The sequence below is a fragment of the Allostreptomyces psammosilenae genome (assembly GCF_013407765.1).
In the GTDB taxonomy this organism is placed as follows: Bacteria; Actinomycetota; Actinomycetes; order Streptomycetales; family Streptomycetaceae; genus Allostreptomyces; species Allostreptomyces psammosilenae.
This window is the reverse complement of record NZ_JACBZD010000001.1, coordinates 3,705,151-3,721,263: the sequence shown is the minus strand read 5'-3', so window position 1 is coordinate 3,721,263 and position 16,113 is coordinate 3,705,151. Positions and strand designations below refer to the sequence as shown.

At 73.8% G+C, this 16,113-nt stretch carries 15 protein-coding genes; 6 read left to right on the top strand and 9 right to left on the bottom strand.

Annotated elements, in window-relative coordinates; all coding sequences use genetic code 11:
- Nucleotides 1-21 precede the first annotated feature (21 nt).
- Nucleotides 22-1,206 (bottom strand): acyl-CoA dehydrogenase family protein, encoded by a 1,185-nt coding sequence (locus FHU37_RS15505; protein ID WP_179814769.1) that lies wholly within the window; start codon nucleotides 1,204-1,206, stop codon nucleotides 22-24.
- 321 nt (nucleotides 1,207-1,527) lie between these two features.
- Here FHU37_RS15505 and FHU37_RS15500 point away from each other — a divergent pair, with 321 nt between their 5' ends.
- The 3 genes from FHU37_RS15500 to FHU37_RS15490 all read left to right on the top strand — a co-directional run bounded on the left by FHU37_RS15500 (nucleotide 1,528) and on the right by FHU37_RS15490 (nucleotide 3,977).
- Entirely contained in the window at nucleotides 1,528-2,874 is a 1,347-nt protein-coding gene (locus FHU37_RS15500) for a UDP-glucose dehydrogenase family protein (protein WP_179814768.1), read from the top strand.
- A 118-nt stretch (nucleotides 2,875-2,992) separates the two neighbouring features.
- On the top strand, nucleotides 2,993-3,418 hold the full coding sequence (locus FHU37_RS15495; RefSeq protein WP_179814767.1) for a CoA-binding protein: 426 nt from the start codon (nucleotides 2,993-2,995) through the stop codon (nucleotides 3,416-3,418).
- Nucleotides 3,419-3,440: 22 nt separating this feature from the next.
- A complete protein-coding gene (locus tag FHU37_RS15490; protein WP_312892771.1) occupies nucleotides 3,441-3,977 on the top strand; it encodes a Uma2 family endonuclease in 537 nt (178 codons plus the stop codon).
- A gap of 55 nt (nucleotides 3,978-4,032) precedes the next feature.
- Here FHU37_RS15490 and purE read toward each other — a convergent pair whose 3' ends face one another.
- Complete coding sequence (purE, locus tag FHU37_RS15485) at nucleotides 4,033-4,569, bottom strand: 5-(carboxyamino)imidazole ribonucleotide mutase (protein WP_179814765.1); 537 nt, start codon at nucleotides 4,567-4,569, stop codon at nucleotides 4,033-4,035.
- Nucleotides 4,570-4,611: 42 nt separating this feature from the next.
- Entirely contained in the window at nucleotides 4,612-5,751 is a 1,140-nt protein-coding gene (locus FHU37_RS15480) for a 5-(carboxyamino)imidazole ribonucleotide synthase (RefSeq protein WP_179814764.1), read from the bottom strand.
- 197 nt (nucleotides 5,752-5,948) lie between these two features.
- Here FHU37_RS15480 and FHU37_RS15475 point away from each other — a divergent pair, with 197 nt between their 5' ends.
- Nucleotides 5,949-6,464 (top strand): GtrA family protein, encoded by a 516-nt coding sequence (locus FHU37_RS15475; RefSeq protein ID WP_312892621.1) that lies wholly within the window; start codon nucleotides 5,949-5,951, stop codon nucleotides 6,462-6,464.
- 45 nt (nucleotides 6,465-6,509) lie between these two features.
- Here FHU37_RS15475 and FHU37_RS15470 read toward each other — a convergent pair whose 3' ends face one another.
- Both FHU37_RS15470 and FHU37_RS15465 read right to left on the bottom strand, forming a co-directional pair.
- A complete protein-coding gene (locus FHU37_RS15470) occupies nucleotides 6,510-7,793 on the bottom strand; it encodes a sensor histidine kinase (protein ID WP_179814762.1) in 1,284 nt (427 codons plus the stop codon).
- An 18-nt stretch (nucleotides 7,794-7,811) separates the two neighbouring features.
- Complete coding sequence (locus tag FHU37_RS15465) at nucleotides 7,812-8,492, bottom strand: response regulator transcription factor (RefSeq protein ID WP_179814761.1); 681 nt, start codon at nucleotides 8,490-8,492, stop codon at nucleotides 7,812-7,814.
- 166 nt (nucleotides 8,493-8,658) lie between these two features.
- Between FHU37_RS15465 and FHU37_RS15460 the strand changes: the two genes are divergently transcribed.
- On the top strand, nucleotides 8,659-10,152 hold the full coding sequence (locus tag FHU37_RS15460) for a peptide MFS transporter (protein ID WP_179814760.1): 1,494 nt from the start codon (nucleotides 8,659-8,661) through the stop codon (nucleotides 10,150-10,152).
- Between the two features lie 102 nt (nucleotides 10,153-10,254).
- Here FHU37_RS15460 and FHU37_RS15455 read toward each other — a convergent pair whose 3' ends face one another.
- Both FHU37_RS15455 and FHU37_RS15450 read right to left on the bottom strand, forming a co-directional pair.
- On the bottom strand, nucleotides 10,255-10,728 hold the full coding sequence (locus FHU37_RS15455; protein ID WP_179814759.1) for an ATP-binding protein: 474 nt from the start codon (nucleotides 10,726-10,728) through the stop codon (nucleotides 10,255-10,257).
- A 100-nt stretch (nucleotides 10,729-10,828) separates the two neighbouring features.
- Nucleotides 10,829-11,206 carry an STAS domain-containing protein gene (locus tag FHU37_RS15450; protein ID WP_179814758.1) on the bottom strand — a complete coding sequence of 126 codons (378 nt, stop codon included), beginning with the start codon at nucleotides 11,204-11,206 and terminating at the stop codon, nucleotides 10,829-10,831.
- A 242-nt stretch (nucleotides 11,207-11,448) separates the two neighbouring features.
- On the opposite strand from FHU37_RS15450, the gene FHU37_RS15445 reads away from it, so the two are divergent.
- Nucleotides 11,449-12,348: an RNA polymerase sigma factor SigF gene (locus tag FHU37_RS15445; protein WP_179814757.1), complete on the top strand. Its 900-nt coding sequence runs from the start codon at nucleotides 11,449-11,451 to the stop codon at nucleotides 12,346-12,348.
- Nucleotides 12,349-12,368: 20 nt separating this feature from the next.
- Here the strand turns inward: FHU37_RS15445 and FHU37_RS29335 are convergent, their stop codons facing one another.
- Both FHU37_RS29335 and FHU37_RS15435 read right to left on the bottom strand, forming a co-directional pair.
- Nucleotides 12,369-14,477 carry a GGDEF domain-containing protein gene (locus FHU37_RS29335; protein ID WP_312892620.1) on the bottom strand — a complete coding sequence of 703 codons (2,109 nt, stop codon included), beginning with the start codon at nucleotides 14,475-14,477 and terminating at the stop codon, nucleotides 12,369-12,371.
- Nucleotides 14,478-14,638: 161 nt separating this feature from the next.
- Nucleotides 14,639-15,952, bottom strand: coding sequence for an adenylate/guanylate cyclase domain-containing protein (locus FHU37_RS15435; protein ID WP_179814756.1), 1,314 nt, complete (start codon nucleotides 15,950-15,952; stop codon nucleotides 14,639-14,641).
- Nucleotides 15,953-16,113: the final 161 nt, after the last annotated feature.

Sequence of the window (16,113 nt, the reverse complement as noted above, 5' to 3'; positions counted from 1 at the left end):
ACGGCCCCACCCCCGCCGGCGCTAGCCCTGCGGCAGGTTGCGGGCCATCACGATGCGCTGGATCTGGTTGGTGCCCTCGTAGATCTGGGTGATCTTGGCGTCGCGCATCATCCGCTCCAGCGGGTAGTCCCTGGTGTAGCCGTAGCCGCCGAGGAGCTGGACCGCGTCGGTGGTGATCTCCATGGCGACGTCGGAGGCGAAGCACTTGGCGGCCGCGCCGAAGAAGGTGAGGTCCTGGCCCTTCTGGCCGCGGTGGGCGCGCTCGGAGCGGGCGGCGGCGGCGTAGGTGAGCTGCCGGGCGGCCTCCAGCTTCATGGCCATGTCGGCGAGCATGAACTGCACGCCCTGGAAGTCGCCGATGGGGCGGCCGAACTGGCGGCGTTCGGCGACGTAGCCCCTGGCGTAGTCCAGGGCGCCCTGGGCGATGCCGATGGCCTGGGCGCCGATGGTGATCCGGGTGTGGTCGAGGGTCTTCATGGCGGTGGCGAAGCCGGTGCCCTCCTCGCCGATGATCCGGTCGGCGGGGATGCGCACGTTGTCGAAGTAGACCTCGCGGGTGGGCGAGCCCTTGATGCCGAGCTTCTTCTCGGGGGCGCCGAAGGAGACGCCCTCGTCGGACTTCTCCACGACGAAGGCGGAGATGCCCTTGCTGCGGGCGTCGGGGTCGGTGACGGCCATGACCGTGTAGTACTCGGAGACGCCCGCGTTGGTGATCCAGCGCTTGACGCCGTTCAGCACCCACGTGTCGCCGTCGCGCACCGCCCGGGTCTTCATGCCGGCGGCGTCGGAGCCGGCGTCCGGCTCGGACAGGCAGTAGGAGAACATGGCGCGGCCCTGGGCGAGCGGGGTGAGGTAGCGCCGCTTGAGGTCCTCGGATCCGGACAGGATGACCGGCATCGAGCCGAGCTTGTTGACCGCGGGGATCAGCGAGGAGGAGGCGCAGGCGCGGGCGACCTCCTCGACGATGATCGCCGCGGCGACGGCGTCGGCGCCGTTGCCGCCGTACTCCTCGGGCACGTGCACGGCGTGCATGTCGGCGGCGACCAGGGCGTCCAGGGCCTCCTGCGGGAAGCGGGCCTCCTCGTCGACCGCGGCGGCGTGCGGGGCGATCTTGGCCTCGGCGAGGGCTCGGATGGACTCGCGGAGCATCTGGTGCTCCTCGGACAGTGTGTACAGGTCGAACCCCGAGGAGTCGCGTCCCGTCATGGCCCTCTCACCCCTTGTGACGTCGTCGTGACCGGGAATGGTGTGCGGTGGTCTCGTCTGGATGGTGCTCCGGGAAGGACCGGGGCACTCCGACGGGCCGATGCTACTGATCGGTAACCATCATCCTAGGGCCGGGCCCCGCTGGGAACCCCCGGGGCACCCCGAGCGGCCCGCGGGAAACCCCCGGCCGGCCCGGGGAGGGCCCGGCGCCACGCGGGAAAGGGGCCCCGGAGCGGCGGCGGGCCGGCCCCCGGCGGTTACGATCGCCGGGGCCGCCCCGCGCCCGAGCCCGAAGTGGCACGCAACCCGCAGGAGGAACAGGTGGCACCGCGGATCACCGTCATCGGCACCGGCTACCTCGGCGCCACCCACGCCGCCGGCATGGCCGAACTGGGCTACGAGGTGCTCGGCATGGACGTCGACCCGGACAAGGTCTCCGTCCTCTCCTCCGGCCGCTCCCCGGTCTTCGAGCCCGGCCTGGAGGAGCTGCTCGCCCGCCACCTGGCGAGCGGCCGGCTCCGCTTCACCACCTCCGCCGAGGAGGCCGCCCGCTTCGGTGACGTGCACTTCCTGTGCGTGGGCACCCCGCAGAAAAAGGGCGAGATGGCGGCCGACATGACCTACGTGGACGCCGCCGTGGACGCCCTGGCGCCCCACCTGGACCGCCCCTGCGTGGTCGTCGGCAAGTCCACCGTGCCGGTCGGCACCGCCGCGCGGCTGTCCCAGCGGCTCGCCGACACCGCGCCCGCCGGCGAGGCCGCCGAGCTGGCCTGGAACCCGGAGTTCCTGCGCGAGGGCTACGCCGTGCAGGACACCCTCCGCCCGGACCGGCTGGTCTTCGGGGTCCGGCCGGGCGGGCGCGCCGAGGAGGCGCTGCGCGAGGTGTACGCCCCGCTGCTGGGCGCCGGGGTGCCGCTGGTGGTCACCGACTACGCCACGGCGGAGCTGGTCAAGGTCAGCGCCAACGCCTTCCTGGCCACCAAGATCTCCTTCATCAACGCCATGGCGGAGGTCTGCGAGGCCTCCGGGGCGGACGTCACCCAGCTGTCCGCCGCGCTGGCCCACGACGACCGGATCGGCGGGCGCTTCCTCAACGCCGGCCTCGGCTTCGGCGGCGGCTGCCTGCCCAAGGACATCCGGGCGTTCATGGCGCGCGCCGGCGAACTCGGCGCCGACCAGGCGCTGACCTTCCTGCGCGAGGTGGACGCCATCAACATGCGCCGCCGCTCGCGGATGGTGGAGCTGGCCCGCGAGCAGTGCGGCGGCGGCTTCCTGGGCCGCCGGATCGCCGTGCTCGGCGCCGCCTTCAAGCCCAACTCCGACGACACCCGCGACTCCCCCGCGCTCAACGTGGCCGCGCAGATCCAGCTCCAGGGCGGGCAGGTCAGCGTCTACGACCCCAAGGCGCTGGACAACGCCCGCAAGGCGTTCCCCGGCCTGAACTACGCCGAGTCCGCGCTGGAGGCCGCCGAGGGGGCGCACGTCGTCCTGCACCTCACCGAGTGGCAGGAGTTCCGCGAGCTGGATCCGCTGGTACTGGGCGAGCGGGTGGCCGAGCGGCGCGTCCTGGACGGCCGCAACGTGCTGGACGCCGAGCGCTGGCGGGCCGCCGGCTGGACCTACCGGGCGCTCGGCCGCCCGCAGCCGGAGCCGCTGCCCGGACTGTGACCGGCCCGCCGGTGGGTCCCGGGGGAATGCCGGCGCCACGCCGTGCGCTGCACCCCCTGCCGGAGGGACAATCACACCAACAGGCGGCCGTGGTCGGGCGGCGCGGGAGGCGATCGTTGTGAAGCACACTACGGACGAGGAGATCGCTCGGCGGCTGCTCACCGAGCCCAGCTACGAGACCTGGGCGGTGGTCGGCCTGGCGGAGAACCCCTCCCGGGACGCCTACCGGGTGTCCCGGCTGCTCCAGCGCCAGCTCGGCAAGCGGATCGTCCCGGTGCACCCCCGGGCCGAGGAGGTGCACGGCGAGCGCGGGTACGCCTCGCTGTCCGACATCCCGTTCCCGGTGGACGTGGTGGACGTCTTCGTGAACTCCGAGCGGGCCGGCGCGATCGCCGACGAGGCGGTGCGGATCGGGGCCCGGGCGGTGTGGTTCCAGCTCGGCGTGGTCGACGAGGCGGCACAGGAGCGCGTCCGGGCCGCCGGCCTGGACATGATCATGGACCGCTGCCCCGCCATCGAGGCCCGCGCCCACGGCCTGGTCTGAGCCGACGGGGTTCGGGCAGAGGATCGACGGCGGTCAGCCTCCGGTTGACCGCCGCGTTCGCTACGAGCTCGTGGACGGGGCCCTGATGATGTCCCCCGCGCCGGGTGACGTCCTCCACCAGTACGTCTCCTCGGAGCTGACAGGCCAGCTCAAGAAGGCGATCCGGTCCGAAGGGGCGCATTACCGCGTCGCGGCGGCGGTCAACGTCCGACGCGGAACGAGCCGGCTGCACGTGCCGGACATCGTGGTAGCGGCGCGCGACGCCGTGCGGCGGGACACCATGGTGATCCCGATCGGCGCCACGGTGCTGCTGGTGGAGATCGTCTCGAAGTCCAACCAGTCGCAGGACCGCGTGTACAAGCCCGCCCTGTACGCCGAGGCGGGGGTGCCGGCCTACTGGCGGGTGGAGCTGGAGAAGCCCAAGCGCTGCGTCGTGGTGCACGAGCTGGCGGGTGAGACCTACAAGGAGGTCGCCTCGGTCACCGGGCGGCAGGCGGTCGACGTCGCCGGACGGTTCACCGTGGAGCTCGACGTCGAGGCCCTGTTCGACCTGGGCTGAGGCGAAAGGGCCGGCGGCGCGGGGGACCCGCGCGGCCGGCCCTTCTCCGTGGGGGTCAGCGGCGGCCGAAGCCGATGGCGGAGGAGCCGTTGACCTTGGCGCGCAGCCGGGCGCCCTTGGCCTGTGCCTGGGACTTCAGGTCGGCCTGGAAGGCCACCATCCGCTCGCGGAGCGGGGCGTCGTGGGCGGCCAGCATCCGCACGGCCAGCAGTCCGGCGTTGCGGGCGCCGGCGATCGAGACGGTGGCCACCGGCACGCCGGAGGGCATCTGCACGATGGACAGCAGGGAGTCCATGCCGTCCAGGTGCTTGAGCGGCACCGGCACGCCGATCACCGGCAGCGGGGTGACGGAGGCGAGCATGCCGGGCAGGTGGGCGGCGCCGCCGGCGCCGGCGATGATCACCTTCAGGCCGCGGCCGGCCGCGTCCTGGCCGTAGGCGACCATTTCCTCGGGCATGCGGTGCGCGGAGACCACGTCCACCTCGTGGGCGACGCCGAACTCCTCCAGCGCCTTCGCGGCCTCCTCCATCACCGGCCAGTCCGAGTCCGACCCCATCACGATGCCGACGGCGGGCCCCTTGGCGCTGCTCATGTCCTCTTCGCTCCCCTTCGATGGTGCCGGCGGCGTGCCGCGCTACTCGGTGATCGTGCCGCGCAGGTACCCGGCGGCGTGCCGGGCCCGCTCGCGGACGTCGTCGAGGTCGTCGCCGCTGACGGTCACGTGGCCGACCTTGCGGCCGGGCTTGACGTCCTTGCCGTACATGTGGATGCGCAGGCCCGGGTCCCGGGCCATGCAGTGCAGGAAGGCCGGGTACATCTCGGGGTAGTCGCCGCCGAGCACGTTGGCCATGACCGTCCAGCGGGCGCGCGGGCGCGGGTCGCCCAGCGGGAGGTCGAGGACGGCCCGCAGGTGGTTCTCGAACTGGGAGGTGACCGCGCCGTCGATGGTCCAGTGGCCGGAGTTGTGCGGGCGCATGGCCAGCTCGTTGACCAGGATCCGGCCGTCGGTGGTCTCGAACAGCTCCACGGCCAGGTGGCCGACGACGTCGAGCTCGCCGGCGATCCGCAGCGCCACGGACTGCGCCTCGGCGGCCAGCGTGGCGGACAGCCCCGGGGCGGGCGCGATGACCTCGCTGCACACCCCGTCCACCTGCACGGACTCCACCACCGGGTAGGCGACGGCCTGCCCGTGCGGGGAGCGCACCACGTTGGCGGCGAGCTCCCGCCGGAAGGGCACCTTCTCCTCGGCCAGCACCGGCACGCCGGCCTGGAACGGCTCGGCCGCCTGGCGCTCGTCGTGCACCACCCACACGCCCTTGCCGTCGTAGCCGCCGCGGGTGGTCTTCAGCACCACCGGCCAGCCGCCCACCTCGGCGGCGAAGGCCGCGACGTCGGACGGGTCCGCGACCAGGCGGTTGCGCGGGCAGGGCACCGCGATCTCGGCGAGCCGGGCCCGCATGGCGCCCTTGTCCTGGGCGAAGCGCAGCGCCTCGGGGCCCGGGAGCACCGCGACGCCCTCCTCGCGCAGGGCGCGCAGGTGCTCGGTGGGCACGTGCTCGTGGTCGAAGGTGACCACGTCGCAGGTGGCCGCGAAGGCGCGCAGCACCTCCAGGTCGCGGTAGTCGCCGACGACGACGTCACCGCACACCTGGGCCGCGGAGTCATGCGGGGTGTCGCTGAGGAGCTTGAAGCGGACTCCCAGGGGGATGCCCGCCTGATGGGTCATACGTGCTAGCTGGCCGCCACCGACCATGCCGACTACCGGGAAACTCACCCCCTCAATCTACCGGGGCGCCGGGGGATGGGCGGCCCGGGGGAAGGCGCCGTCCCCGAACGGCGGCGCCCCGGCCGGTAGCGACCTACCATGGGGCGGGTACGCACGCCTGTCCGGTGGCCTCGCGAGCCCCCTCCAGATTCCGGTGGACCGCTGATATGCCCTTTGCCACGCGCCTGACGCACCTCGTACGTGAAGTGACGAAGTTCGGCGCGGTGGGGGCCGTGGGCGTCGTCGTCAACGTCCTGGTGTTCAACCTGTGCACGGGCACGTTCGGGCTGGCCACGGTGCGGTCGGGGGTGATCTCCACGGCTGTGGCGATCCTCACCAACTACCTGGGCAACCGGTACTGGACCTACCGGCACCGGCGGGACGAGGCGGCGCCGCGCCGGGAGTTCCTGCTGTTCATGGCGTTCAGCGGGGTGGGGCTGCTGATCGAGAACGGCACGCTGGCGCTCACCCACTACGCGCTGGGCTGGGACAGCACCCTGGCGGACAACGTGTGGAAGTTCGTCGGCATCGCGGTGGCGACGCTCTTCCGGTTCTGGTCGTACCGCACCTGGGTGTTCCGGGCGCTGCCGGAGCCGGCCCCGGAGGAGGTGGCCTTCGCGGACCTGGCCGGGGACGGCGGGGCGGCGGGCCCGGCCGGCGGCACGGGCCCGGGCGGCGGGGCGCGGGGGGCCGGGGAGCCGCGGGTGACGGCCGGCCGCTGAGCGGTCCCGCCGCGACTCAACGCTTCTGAGCGGTCCCGCCGCGACTCAGCGCTTCCCGGAGCGGTTCTGCGGGGCGGGCGCGGTCTCGGCGGGTGCGGCGTTGCCGCGGGCGAGGAAGAGCGCGAAGACGGGCGGGCGCTCCTGGAGCAGTTCCAGCCGCCCGCCGTCGGCCTCGGCCAGGTCGCGGGCGACGGCGAGGCCGAGGCCGGTGGAGTTGTAGCCGCTGACCGCCCGCTCGAAGACCCGTGCGCCGAGTTCGGGGGCCACGCCGGTGCCCTCGTCGGCGACCTCGACCACGGCCGAGCTGCCGGCCAGCCGGGTCCGCAGGGTGACCTCGCCGCCGCCGTGCAGCAGGGCGTTCTCGATCAGCGTGGCCAGGACCTGGGCGACGGCGCCGGGCCGGGCCACCACCGACAGGTGGCGTTCGCCCTCCAGCCGGATCGGCGGCCGGTCCTGGCTGCGGTAGGCGGGGCGCCACTCGTCGAGCTGCTGCTGGATGACGGTGTCGAGGTCGAAGGCGGTGGCGCCGTCGCGGAACTCGCGGGAGTTGGTGAGCAGCCGCTGCACGACGTCGGTGAGCCGTTCCACCTGGTGCAGAGCGATCGCCGCCTCCTCCTTGACGGTGTCCGGATCGTCGGTGGCGATGATCTCCTCCAGCCGCATGGTGAGCGCGGTGAGCGGGGTGCGCAGCTGGTGGGAGGCGTCGGCGGACAGCCGGCGTTCGGTGGTGAGCATGCGGCGGATGCGCTCGGCGCTGACGTCCAGCACCTCGGCGACCCGGTCCAGTTCCGGCACGCCGTAGCGGCGCATCCGGGGGCGGGGGTCGCCGGAACCCAGCCGTTCGGCGGTCTCGGCGAGGTCGAGCAGCGGGCGGACGGCCCGGTCGGCGAGCCGGACGGCGAGCACCACGGCGGCGATCACCGCGAGGCCGCCGATGACCAGCACCAGCAGCAGCGTCTCGATGAGCCGCGCCCGCACCTGGTCGCCGGACTGCAGCACGACCACCGAGCCGCCGCCGGGGATCTCCTCCCGGGCGGAGATGGTGGAGCCGCCCGGCGGCTGGCCGATCCGCGCGGTCTCCCGGCCCGGCACGCTGATCTCGGCGTAGTGGCCCTCGACGGACTGCTGCTTGAGCGCGGTGAGGTCGAGCGGCTGGCCGGCGGCGATCTGCACCTCGGCGACCTGGGCCAGCCGGACCGCCTCGGTGCGCAGCGCGTCGTGGGCGGTGGACTGGATGCTGCGGGCCTCCAGCAGCAGCAGCGGGAGCCCGAAGACGGCCACCACCACCAGGACCACGGAGAGGGTGGAGTTGATCAGTCTGCGTCGCATGCGTGGTGCCCGGCCGGGTCAGCCCTTCTCGAAGCGGAAGCCGACCCCGCGCACGGTGGTGATGTAGCTGGGGTTGGTGGCGTCGTCGCCCAGCTTGCGGCGCAGCCAGGAGATGTGCATGTCGAGCGTCTTGGTGGAGTTCCACCAGGTGGTGGACCAGACCTCGCGCATCAGCTGCTCGCGGGTGATGACCCGGCCGGCCTCCCGGACCAGGACGCGCAGCAGGTGGAACTCCTTGGCGGTCAGGTGCAGCTCCTCCTCGCCGAGCCAGGCGCGGCGGGAGTCCGGGTCGATGCGGACGCCGTGGACGGCGGGCGGCCCGCCGGCGGTGTCGGCCGCGCCGCGGCGCAGCAGGGCGCGGACCCGGGCGAGGAGTTCGGCGAGGCGGAACGGCTTGGTGACGTAGTCGTCGGCGCCGGCGTCGAGTCCGACGACGGTGTCCACCTCGTCGGCGCGGGCGGTGAGTACCAGCACGGGGCAGCCGAGGCCGTGGGCGCGGATGCGCCGGCAGACCTCCAGGCCATCCATGCCGGGCAGGCCGAGGTCCAGCACGATGAGGTCCACGCCGGCGGTGGTGGCGTGCTCCAGCGCGGACGGCCCGTCCTGGCGGACCTCCACCTCGTAGCCCTCGCGGCGCAGCGCGCGGGCCAGCGGGTCCGAGATGGCTGCGTCGTCCTCGGCCAGTAGTACTCGGGTCATGGGGCGATCGTAGTCCGGCCGGGTGGGGGGCCGGGGGGAGGAAGCGGGAACAGGGTCGCACGGGTGACATGACACGCGGCGTGAATCGCAACACCACATATCGGTCAATAGCACGTCTTTCAATGACTTACGGTAGTGAACAGTGTAAGTATGGAAAGGCGTTTGTATGCCCAGCATTGAGCGGGAGGCCACAAGCCCCCCCGGGCTCGCGGATCGGCGCTTCTTCGGGCACCCCCGTGGACTGTCGACCCTCTTCCTGACCGAGATGTGGGAGCGGTTCAGCTTCTACGGGATGCGCAGCATCCTGGTGCTGTACCTGACCACCGCGGCGATCGACGGCGGCCTGGGACTCACCGAGGCGACGGCGGTCGGCCTGTACGGCGTGTACAACTCCCTGGTCTACATGCTCGCGATGCCGGGCGGCTGGGTGGCGGACCGGCTGTGGGGGGCGCGCCGCGCGGTACTGGTGGGCGGCGTGGTCATCGCCGCGGGCCACTACGTGCTGGCGATCCCGGCGGCCTGGACCTTCTACGTCGGCCTGCTGCTGATCGCGGTGGGCACCGGCCTGCTCAAGCCGAACATCTCGACGATGGTGGGCGGGCTGTACGCGCCGGGGGACGAGCGGCGGGACGCCGGCTTCACCATCTTCTACATGTCGATCAACATCGGCGGCTTCGCCGCGCCGCTGGTGGTCGGCACCCTGGGCCAGCAGGTCGACTGGCACCTCGGCTTCGCGGCGGCGGGCGTCGGCATGACGTTCGCGGTGCTGCAGTACGTCCTGGGCGGGCGGCACCTCGGCGAGGTGGGGCGGGCGGCGCCGCAGCCGGCGACGGCGGCGGAGCGGCGGGCGGTGGCCCGCAAGGCGGCCTTCTGGCTGGGGCTGGCGGCCGTGGCGCTGGCGGTCGACCTGGCGGTCGGGGCCTTCCACATCGAGCACGCGGTGAACGTGCTGACCGTGCTGGGGATCGTGGTCCCCGTCGTCTACTTCTGGTCGATGTTCCGCAGTCCCGACCTGGTGGGCGGGGACCGCGCCAAGGTGCAGGCGTTCGCCTGGTTTTTCGCCTTCGCCGTTCTTTTCTGGATGATTTACGACCAGGCCGGTTCTCTTCTGACGATTTTCGCGGACGAGAAGACGGATCGGACCCTGGCCGGCGGCTGGGAGTTCCCGGCCAGCTGGTTCCAGTCGGTCAACCCGCTGTTCATCATCGTCCTGGCGCCGCTCTTCGCCGCGCTGTGGCAGTGGCTGGGCCGGCGGCAGCCGTCCACCCCGGTGAAGTTCGGCTACGCCCTGCTGCTGATCGGCTTCTCCTTCGTCATCATGGGCTTGGCCGGGGCCGCGGCCGCCGGCGGCGAGCTGGTCTCGATCTACTGGCTGCTCAGCGTCTACTTCGTGCAGACCTGCGCGGAGCTGTGCCTGAGCCCGGTGGGCCTGTCGGTCTCCACCAAGCTGGCGCCGGCGCGGTTCGCCAGCCAGATCATGGGGCTGTGGTTCCTGGCCACCGCCACCGGCAACGCCCTCAACGGCTGGGTGACCCGGCTCAACGGCGTGCTCGGCGACACCGCCTACTACGCGCTGGAGGGCGCCGTCGCGATCCTGGCCGGCGTGTGCTTCTGGGCGGCGGCCGGCCGGATCCGGCGCCTGATGGGCGACGTGCGCTGACCGCCGCGCGCCCGGCCGCGCGGCCGGGCAACGGGACGCGGCCCGGCACCGGAACTCCTCCGGTGCCGGGCCGCGTGCCGTTCCCGGTCGTGGTGGCCGCGCTCAGACCGCGGGCATCAGGTCGGCCCAGACGGTCTTGCCGCTGCCGTCGTCGTGCTCCTGCACGCCCCAGGCGTGGGAGAGCCGTTCCACGATGTACATCCCGTGGCCGCCCGGGCTGCCGATCCGGTGCGGCGTGCGCGGCCGGGGGGCCACCGGTGAGCCGTCGGACACCTCCAGCCGCAGGAAGCTACCCGCGTAGTGCAGGCGCAGCTCCAGCGGGCCGCCGGCGTGCAGGCAGGCGTTGGTGACCAGTTCCGACACCACCAGGAGAACGTCCTCGACGACGGCCTTGGCCGTCGCGGTGGTCGCCGGCAGCCATCCCCAGTCCACCAGCGCCTGCCGGGTGAAGTCCCTCGATCGGGCTACCACCCCCCCGCCCACGCCCCCCAGCACGAGCCGGCGCACCTGCCCCCTCGCCGGAACGAGGGGCCCCTGGCCGCGTTCGTCCGGCACGCGTGGCCGCATCATGCTCATCGACGCTCCACCTCACCCCATGCGGTCCTACTCGAGTGGTCTTCTGCCCCCAAAGGGCGCCGGAACACTCCCGACGCCCGTCCCCGCACTCGATCGGCGCTCACCGTTCCGCGACGCCCAGTGCGCGGTCCACGGTCGGATGGACGGTGAAGACGGTGTCGGCGCCGGTGATCTCGAAGACCCGCGCGACCGCCGAGCGCATCGCCGCCAGGCGTATCTCCCCGCCGCTCTCCTGCAGCCGCAGCCGGGTCGCCAGCAGCACGTTCAATCCGGTGGAGTCGCAGAAGGACAGGTCGGCGCAGTCCACCACGAGCAGGGTGTGCCCGGCGGAGATCTCCGCCTCCAGGGCCTCGCGGGCCATGTCGGCGGTGCCGTGATCCAACTCACCCACGAGGGCGACCACCACGCCGTCGCCCTCCTTGCGCACCGCGACGTCCAGCCGCCCCGGACCCGACACTCCGGTCACTTCAAGATCCATCGCCAGCCCTCTCCACAGCCGCCTGTGCTCGCAGGCAGCGTACCGACCGGGAAGCCTGCCGCGGCAGGCGCGTGCGGTGCCAGGCGGGGCATTGTAACGGCTGGGACGCGGACCGGCCGGCGGGCCGGCCGGGATCCGTTTGCATACGGGAATGCGGTCGGGGTAGGGCTTGGATAGACCGACGTCCGGAGGCCGGCGGCGCGAACGCCATTCGCGCGACCGCGCCGCGAGGGAGGAGCATCATGGCCACCCAGCTCGAATCAGCGCGCACGCAGGACCGGAACGCTCCGTCGACCACCGTCGCCCAGGTCCCCGCGCAGGCGGAGCCGGCGCTCGACCTGATGGAGCTGCCCCAGGCCGAGGAGGCCGCGGCCATGGACGCCATGGACGCGCGGGCCCTGTCCAAGACCCTCTTCCAGCGGCTGAAGAGCCTGGAGGAGGGAACCCCGGAGTACTCCTACGTCCGCAACAGCCTGATCGAGCTGAACCTCGCCCTGGTGCGCTTCGCCGCCGGCCGCTTCCGCACCCGCAGCGAGCCGATGGAGGACATCATCCAGGTCGGCACGATCGGCCTGATCAAGGCCATCGACCGGTTCGACCCGGACCGCGGCGTGGAGTTCCCGACCTTCGCCATGCCCACCGTCGTCGGTGAGATCAAGCGCTTCTTCCGGGACACCAGCTGGTCGGTGCGGGTGCCGCGCCGGCTCCAGGAGCTCCGGCTGGACCTGGCCAAGGCCACCGACGACCTCTCCCAGCGGCTGGACCGCTCGCCGACCGTGGCCGAGCTGGCCGAGCGGCTGGGCATCAGCGAGGAGGAGGTCCTGGAGGGGATGGCCGCGAGCAACGCCTACACGGCAAGCTCGCTGGACGCCCAGCCGGACGAGGACGACTCCGAGGGCGCGCTGGCCGACCGGATCGGCTACGAGGACCACGACCTCGAGGGCATCGAGTACCGCGAGTCGCTCAAGCCGCTGATCGCCGAGCTGGCCCCGCGCGACCAGAAGATCCTCTCGCTGCGCTTCGGCGCCGGCCTGACCCAGTCACAGATCGGCGAGGAGCTGGGCATCTCCCAGATGCACGTCTCCCGCCTGCTGTCGCGGACGCTGAACCGGCTGCGCGCCGGGCTGCTGGTCGAGGAGTGACGCCGTGACGCCGGGCCCGCTCAGGGGTACCGCGCGTCGTCCGTGATCGCGACGGCCACCAGGGCGCGCAGCACGCCGGGCAGTTCGGCGAGCGAGAGGGACAGCTGGTCCGCCAGGACGGTGACCAGCCAGCCGCCGTCGCAGTTGCGCCCGCCCGCGGTGGCCGCGGAGCGGTGGCCGCCGGCCAGCATGGCGGTCGCCTCGGCGTCCCGCTCGGCCGCCACCGAACGCAGCAGGAACGATCCCCCCCGGGCGGCGCCGGAGATCCGCGGCGCGTCGGCGAGCTTCAGCACCGGCGCGCCCGGCATCCCGGAGGCGGGGCCCACGGGCTCGGCGGGCCCCCGGGTGTCCGGGAAGAGCGAGGCCAGCATGGGCGGCAGCCGCCCCGGGCCGAGGGCGCCGGCCGACGCGTCCGGCTGCCGGTAGACGGCGTACCCGGCCAGGTAGGCCATCGCGTCCAGCCGGCCGTCGCCCTCCGGTCGCGGCGGCACCCGGGCGATCCACCAGGCGGCCGCGTCCACCATCCGGGCGACGGTGTCGGCCAGCGTCTCCAGTCGCGGCAGCGAGCGGTCGACGGGCACGCCCGGCTCCCGGTCGGGGTCGGGGTCGGCGGCGGGGGCGGGGGCGGGCGGCCGTTCCGGCTCCACCGCCCCGTCCTCGATCCCGGTGCGCGGCCCGCCGGCCGCGTGTTCGGCGCCCGGCTCCCGGTCGCCCGCACCGGCGCCGGCGGTGGCGGTGGCCGTGCCACCCGTCCCCCACCGTCCCCACACCCCCGGCGGCTCGCCCGTCCCGCGCCTGCCCCGGGCTCCCGGGGTCCGCGCCCCCGGGGCGCCGACCGGTGCCGCTCCCCCTCCGGCAACCGCCCCGCCCGGGTCGTCCAGCGCGGCCAGCGCGGCCTGGAGCAGGTGCCCGGCGTCGGCGTTGTGCAGTGCCCCCCGAAAGCGCCGGCGTTCGGCCGGACGCCGGCCGGCGCCCCGCGCGTCCCCGGCCCGGCCCCGGCCGGCCGGCGCACCGCCGGCCTCGGCGAGCGAGAGGGTGGCGTCCGGGCGCTGGCCACGTCCGGCCACCACCGGGTGGCGCGCCCCCAGCGCCTTCGCCCGGTACTGCGCGGCGTCCGCGAGCCGGAACAGCCGGTTGGGGGCGGTGACCGGGCCGATCGGGTCGTCGGTGGAGGCGATCCCGCAGGCCACCCCCTGCCCGCCCGGCAGGCTCAGCGCCCGCCGGCACAGGTCCTCGGCCACCCGCACCACCTCGTCGGAGGTGCTGCCCACCGACAGCAGGCAGAACTCGTCGCCGCCCAGCCGGGCGGCCAAGCTGTCCGGGAGCTCCGCGCCGCAGAGCGAGAGCATGCTGCCGAATCGTTCCAGCAGTTGGTCGCCGAACTCGTGGCCCCGTTCGTCGTTGACCCGTTTCAGCCCGTTGACGTCGCACACCACGATGGCGACGGCGGTGCCGTCGGCCCGGTGGCGCTGCAGCGCCTCCTCCAGCCGGGTGTCCACCGCCCGGCGGTTGGCCAGGCCGGTCAGCGGGTCGGTCAGCGCCAGCCGGCGGATCCGCTCCAGCCGCTCGGTCTGCGCCAGCCCCGCCGAGATCTGCCCGGCGAGCAGCGCCGCGAAGTCCGCCTCCGTCTGGTCGAACACCGGCTGCTCGGCGGTGCGCCCGGCGTACAGCTCCCCCCAGACCCGGCCCTCCAGCAGGATCGGCGCGACCAGGCAGCTGTGCCGCCCGCGGCGCCGCAGCGCCTCGATCCGGCGGGCGTGCTGGGCCGGCGGGCAGCCCGGCGTCGGGCCGGCGCCGTCGGCGACGTCCTCCACACAGCACACCCAGGCGCGCGGCCACGGCGCCTCGGCCCAGCGGTGCGAGGGGTACTCGGCGATCTGCGGGAAGTGCGCGACGGGGTACACCTCGTCGGCCGGCTCCGGCTCCTCCCCCGGGGCCAGCCGCCCCTCGTTCACCAGCACGCGCAGCTGCCCGGCGTCGCGCTCCCAGACCGAGATGGCGGTCATCGTCGCGTCCAGCGCCTCGCGTGCCTGGGCCGCCGCGGCCCGCACCGCCTCCTCGGGCCGGTGGGCCCGCGCCATGGCCTGGGCGAGGGCGACCAGGGCACGCATCCGCCCGTCGGGATTCACGGATGCCACCCCCTTCATCTGACCACGGATGGTCATCAGACTAGGGCCATAAGTGACAGAATATGGCCATTTGTTCAGACTCGTGCGCCCATTCGTGCCGGAGCACGCCCGCGCGGGTCCGGCGACCGGATCCCGGGCGCCCGCCCCGCCCGGTGACGGGCTCAGACCTCACGCCTCCGGGTCAGCTGCCAGGGCTCGATCATCCCCAGGCCGCGCACCGGGCGGCGCCACATCGGCTGCAGCAGCAACGACTCCGCCCCCGGCCGCCGCGCCCCCGCCGCGTCGCCCCCGGCCTCCTCCTCCGGCCGCTGCCACGCCACCGACCCCGCGGACGACGTCCCGCCGGACGCCGACCAGCCCGGCCCCGGCACACCCGCGCCGGCGGCCCGGTACGGATAGGCGTCACCCGCCGCCGCGTACTCCGCCAGCACACTCGCCCCGGCCCGCATCAGCTCGCGCGCCAGCACCGGGTCGATCATCGCCGCGTCCTGCTGCGCCACCGAGGTCAGCCGGCTCGCCAGGTTCACCGTGGTGCCGAAGACGTCACCCATCCGCGAGGTCACCGTGCCGAACGCCATGCCGACCCGCAGCGCCGGCATGTTGTCGTCGCCCGCCATCGCCTCGATCAGCCGCAGGGCGATCTCCGCGGCCGTCACCGCGTCCTCGGAGACGAAGAGCACCTCGTCCCCGAGCGTCTTGATCAGCCGGCCGCCCTGCGCCGCGACGATGTCCGCGCAGGTCGTCTCGAACGCCTCCACCAGCTCACCGAGGTCCTCCTCCTCCAGGTGGCGGGAGAGCCGGGTGAAACCGACCAGGTCGGCGAAGCCCACCGCCAGCCGGCGGTCCACGACCTCGTCCTCCTCGTTCGCCTGGGCCACCCGGCCGGTCACCGCGGCCAGCTGGCGGCGCCAGACGTACACCAGGAACTGCTCCAGCTCCGGCAGCAGCAGCTCCACCAGCGGCGGCACCACCTCCGAACGGCTCGCCCCGGTGTCGCTGACGTGCTCCAGCAACGAGTCGATCTGCCACTCGGCCAGCCGCGCCGTGGTCTGCCCGGTGGACCGCGCCACCTGCACCGCCAGCGACTCGGTGAGCAGGCCCGACTCCACCAGGCCGGCCAGCCGCCGCAGCGAGATCACGTCCGCGTCGGTCAGCGCCCGCTGCTGCCCTATGTCCGCGAAGCCCATCGCCCGCCAGAACCGCACCGCCAGCTCCATCGGCACGCCGGCCGCCCGCGCCGCCTGGAACGCCGTGTACCGGCGCCGCTCGCCGAGGATCAGCTCCTCCAGCCACAGCGCCGCGGGGACGTCGGAGCCGTCCGGGGCCGCCGACGGCCGCGCACCGGACGATCGGGCCACCGGACCACCGCCCGCGGCCCCCGCGGCGGGAGTGGGGCCCCGGCCGGCCCCCTCGGCCGATCCGGGCTCCGGCGGGCGCGCCTGAGGGGAACGGCGCCCCCGGTCCTCACCCTCCATGCACTCCCCCATCTCGACTCGTCGCCTCGTCTTCCCGCGCTCACCGGGTGGCGGACGTTGCCCGGCCGGGGCCGCCGCGGGCGAACGCGGCAGGTGTGACCCACACTACGCCCGGTGGGCGGGCCGTCGAACGCTCGGGCAGGAGCAGGAGGAGCACACAC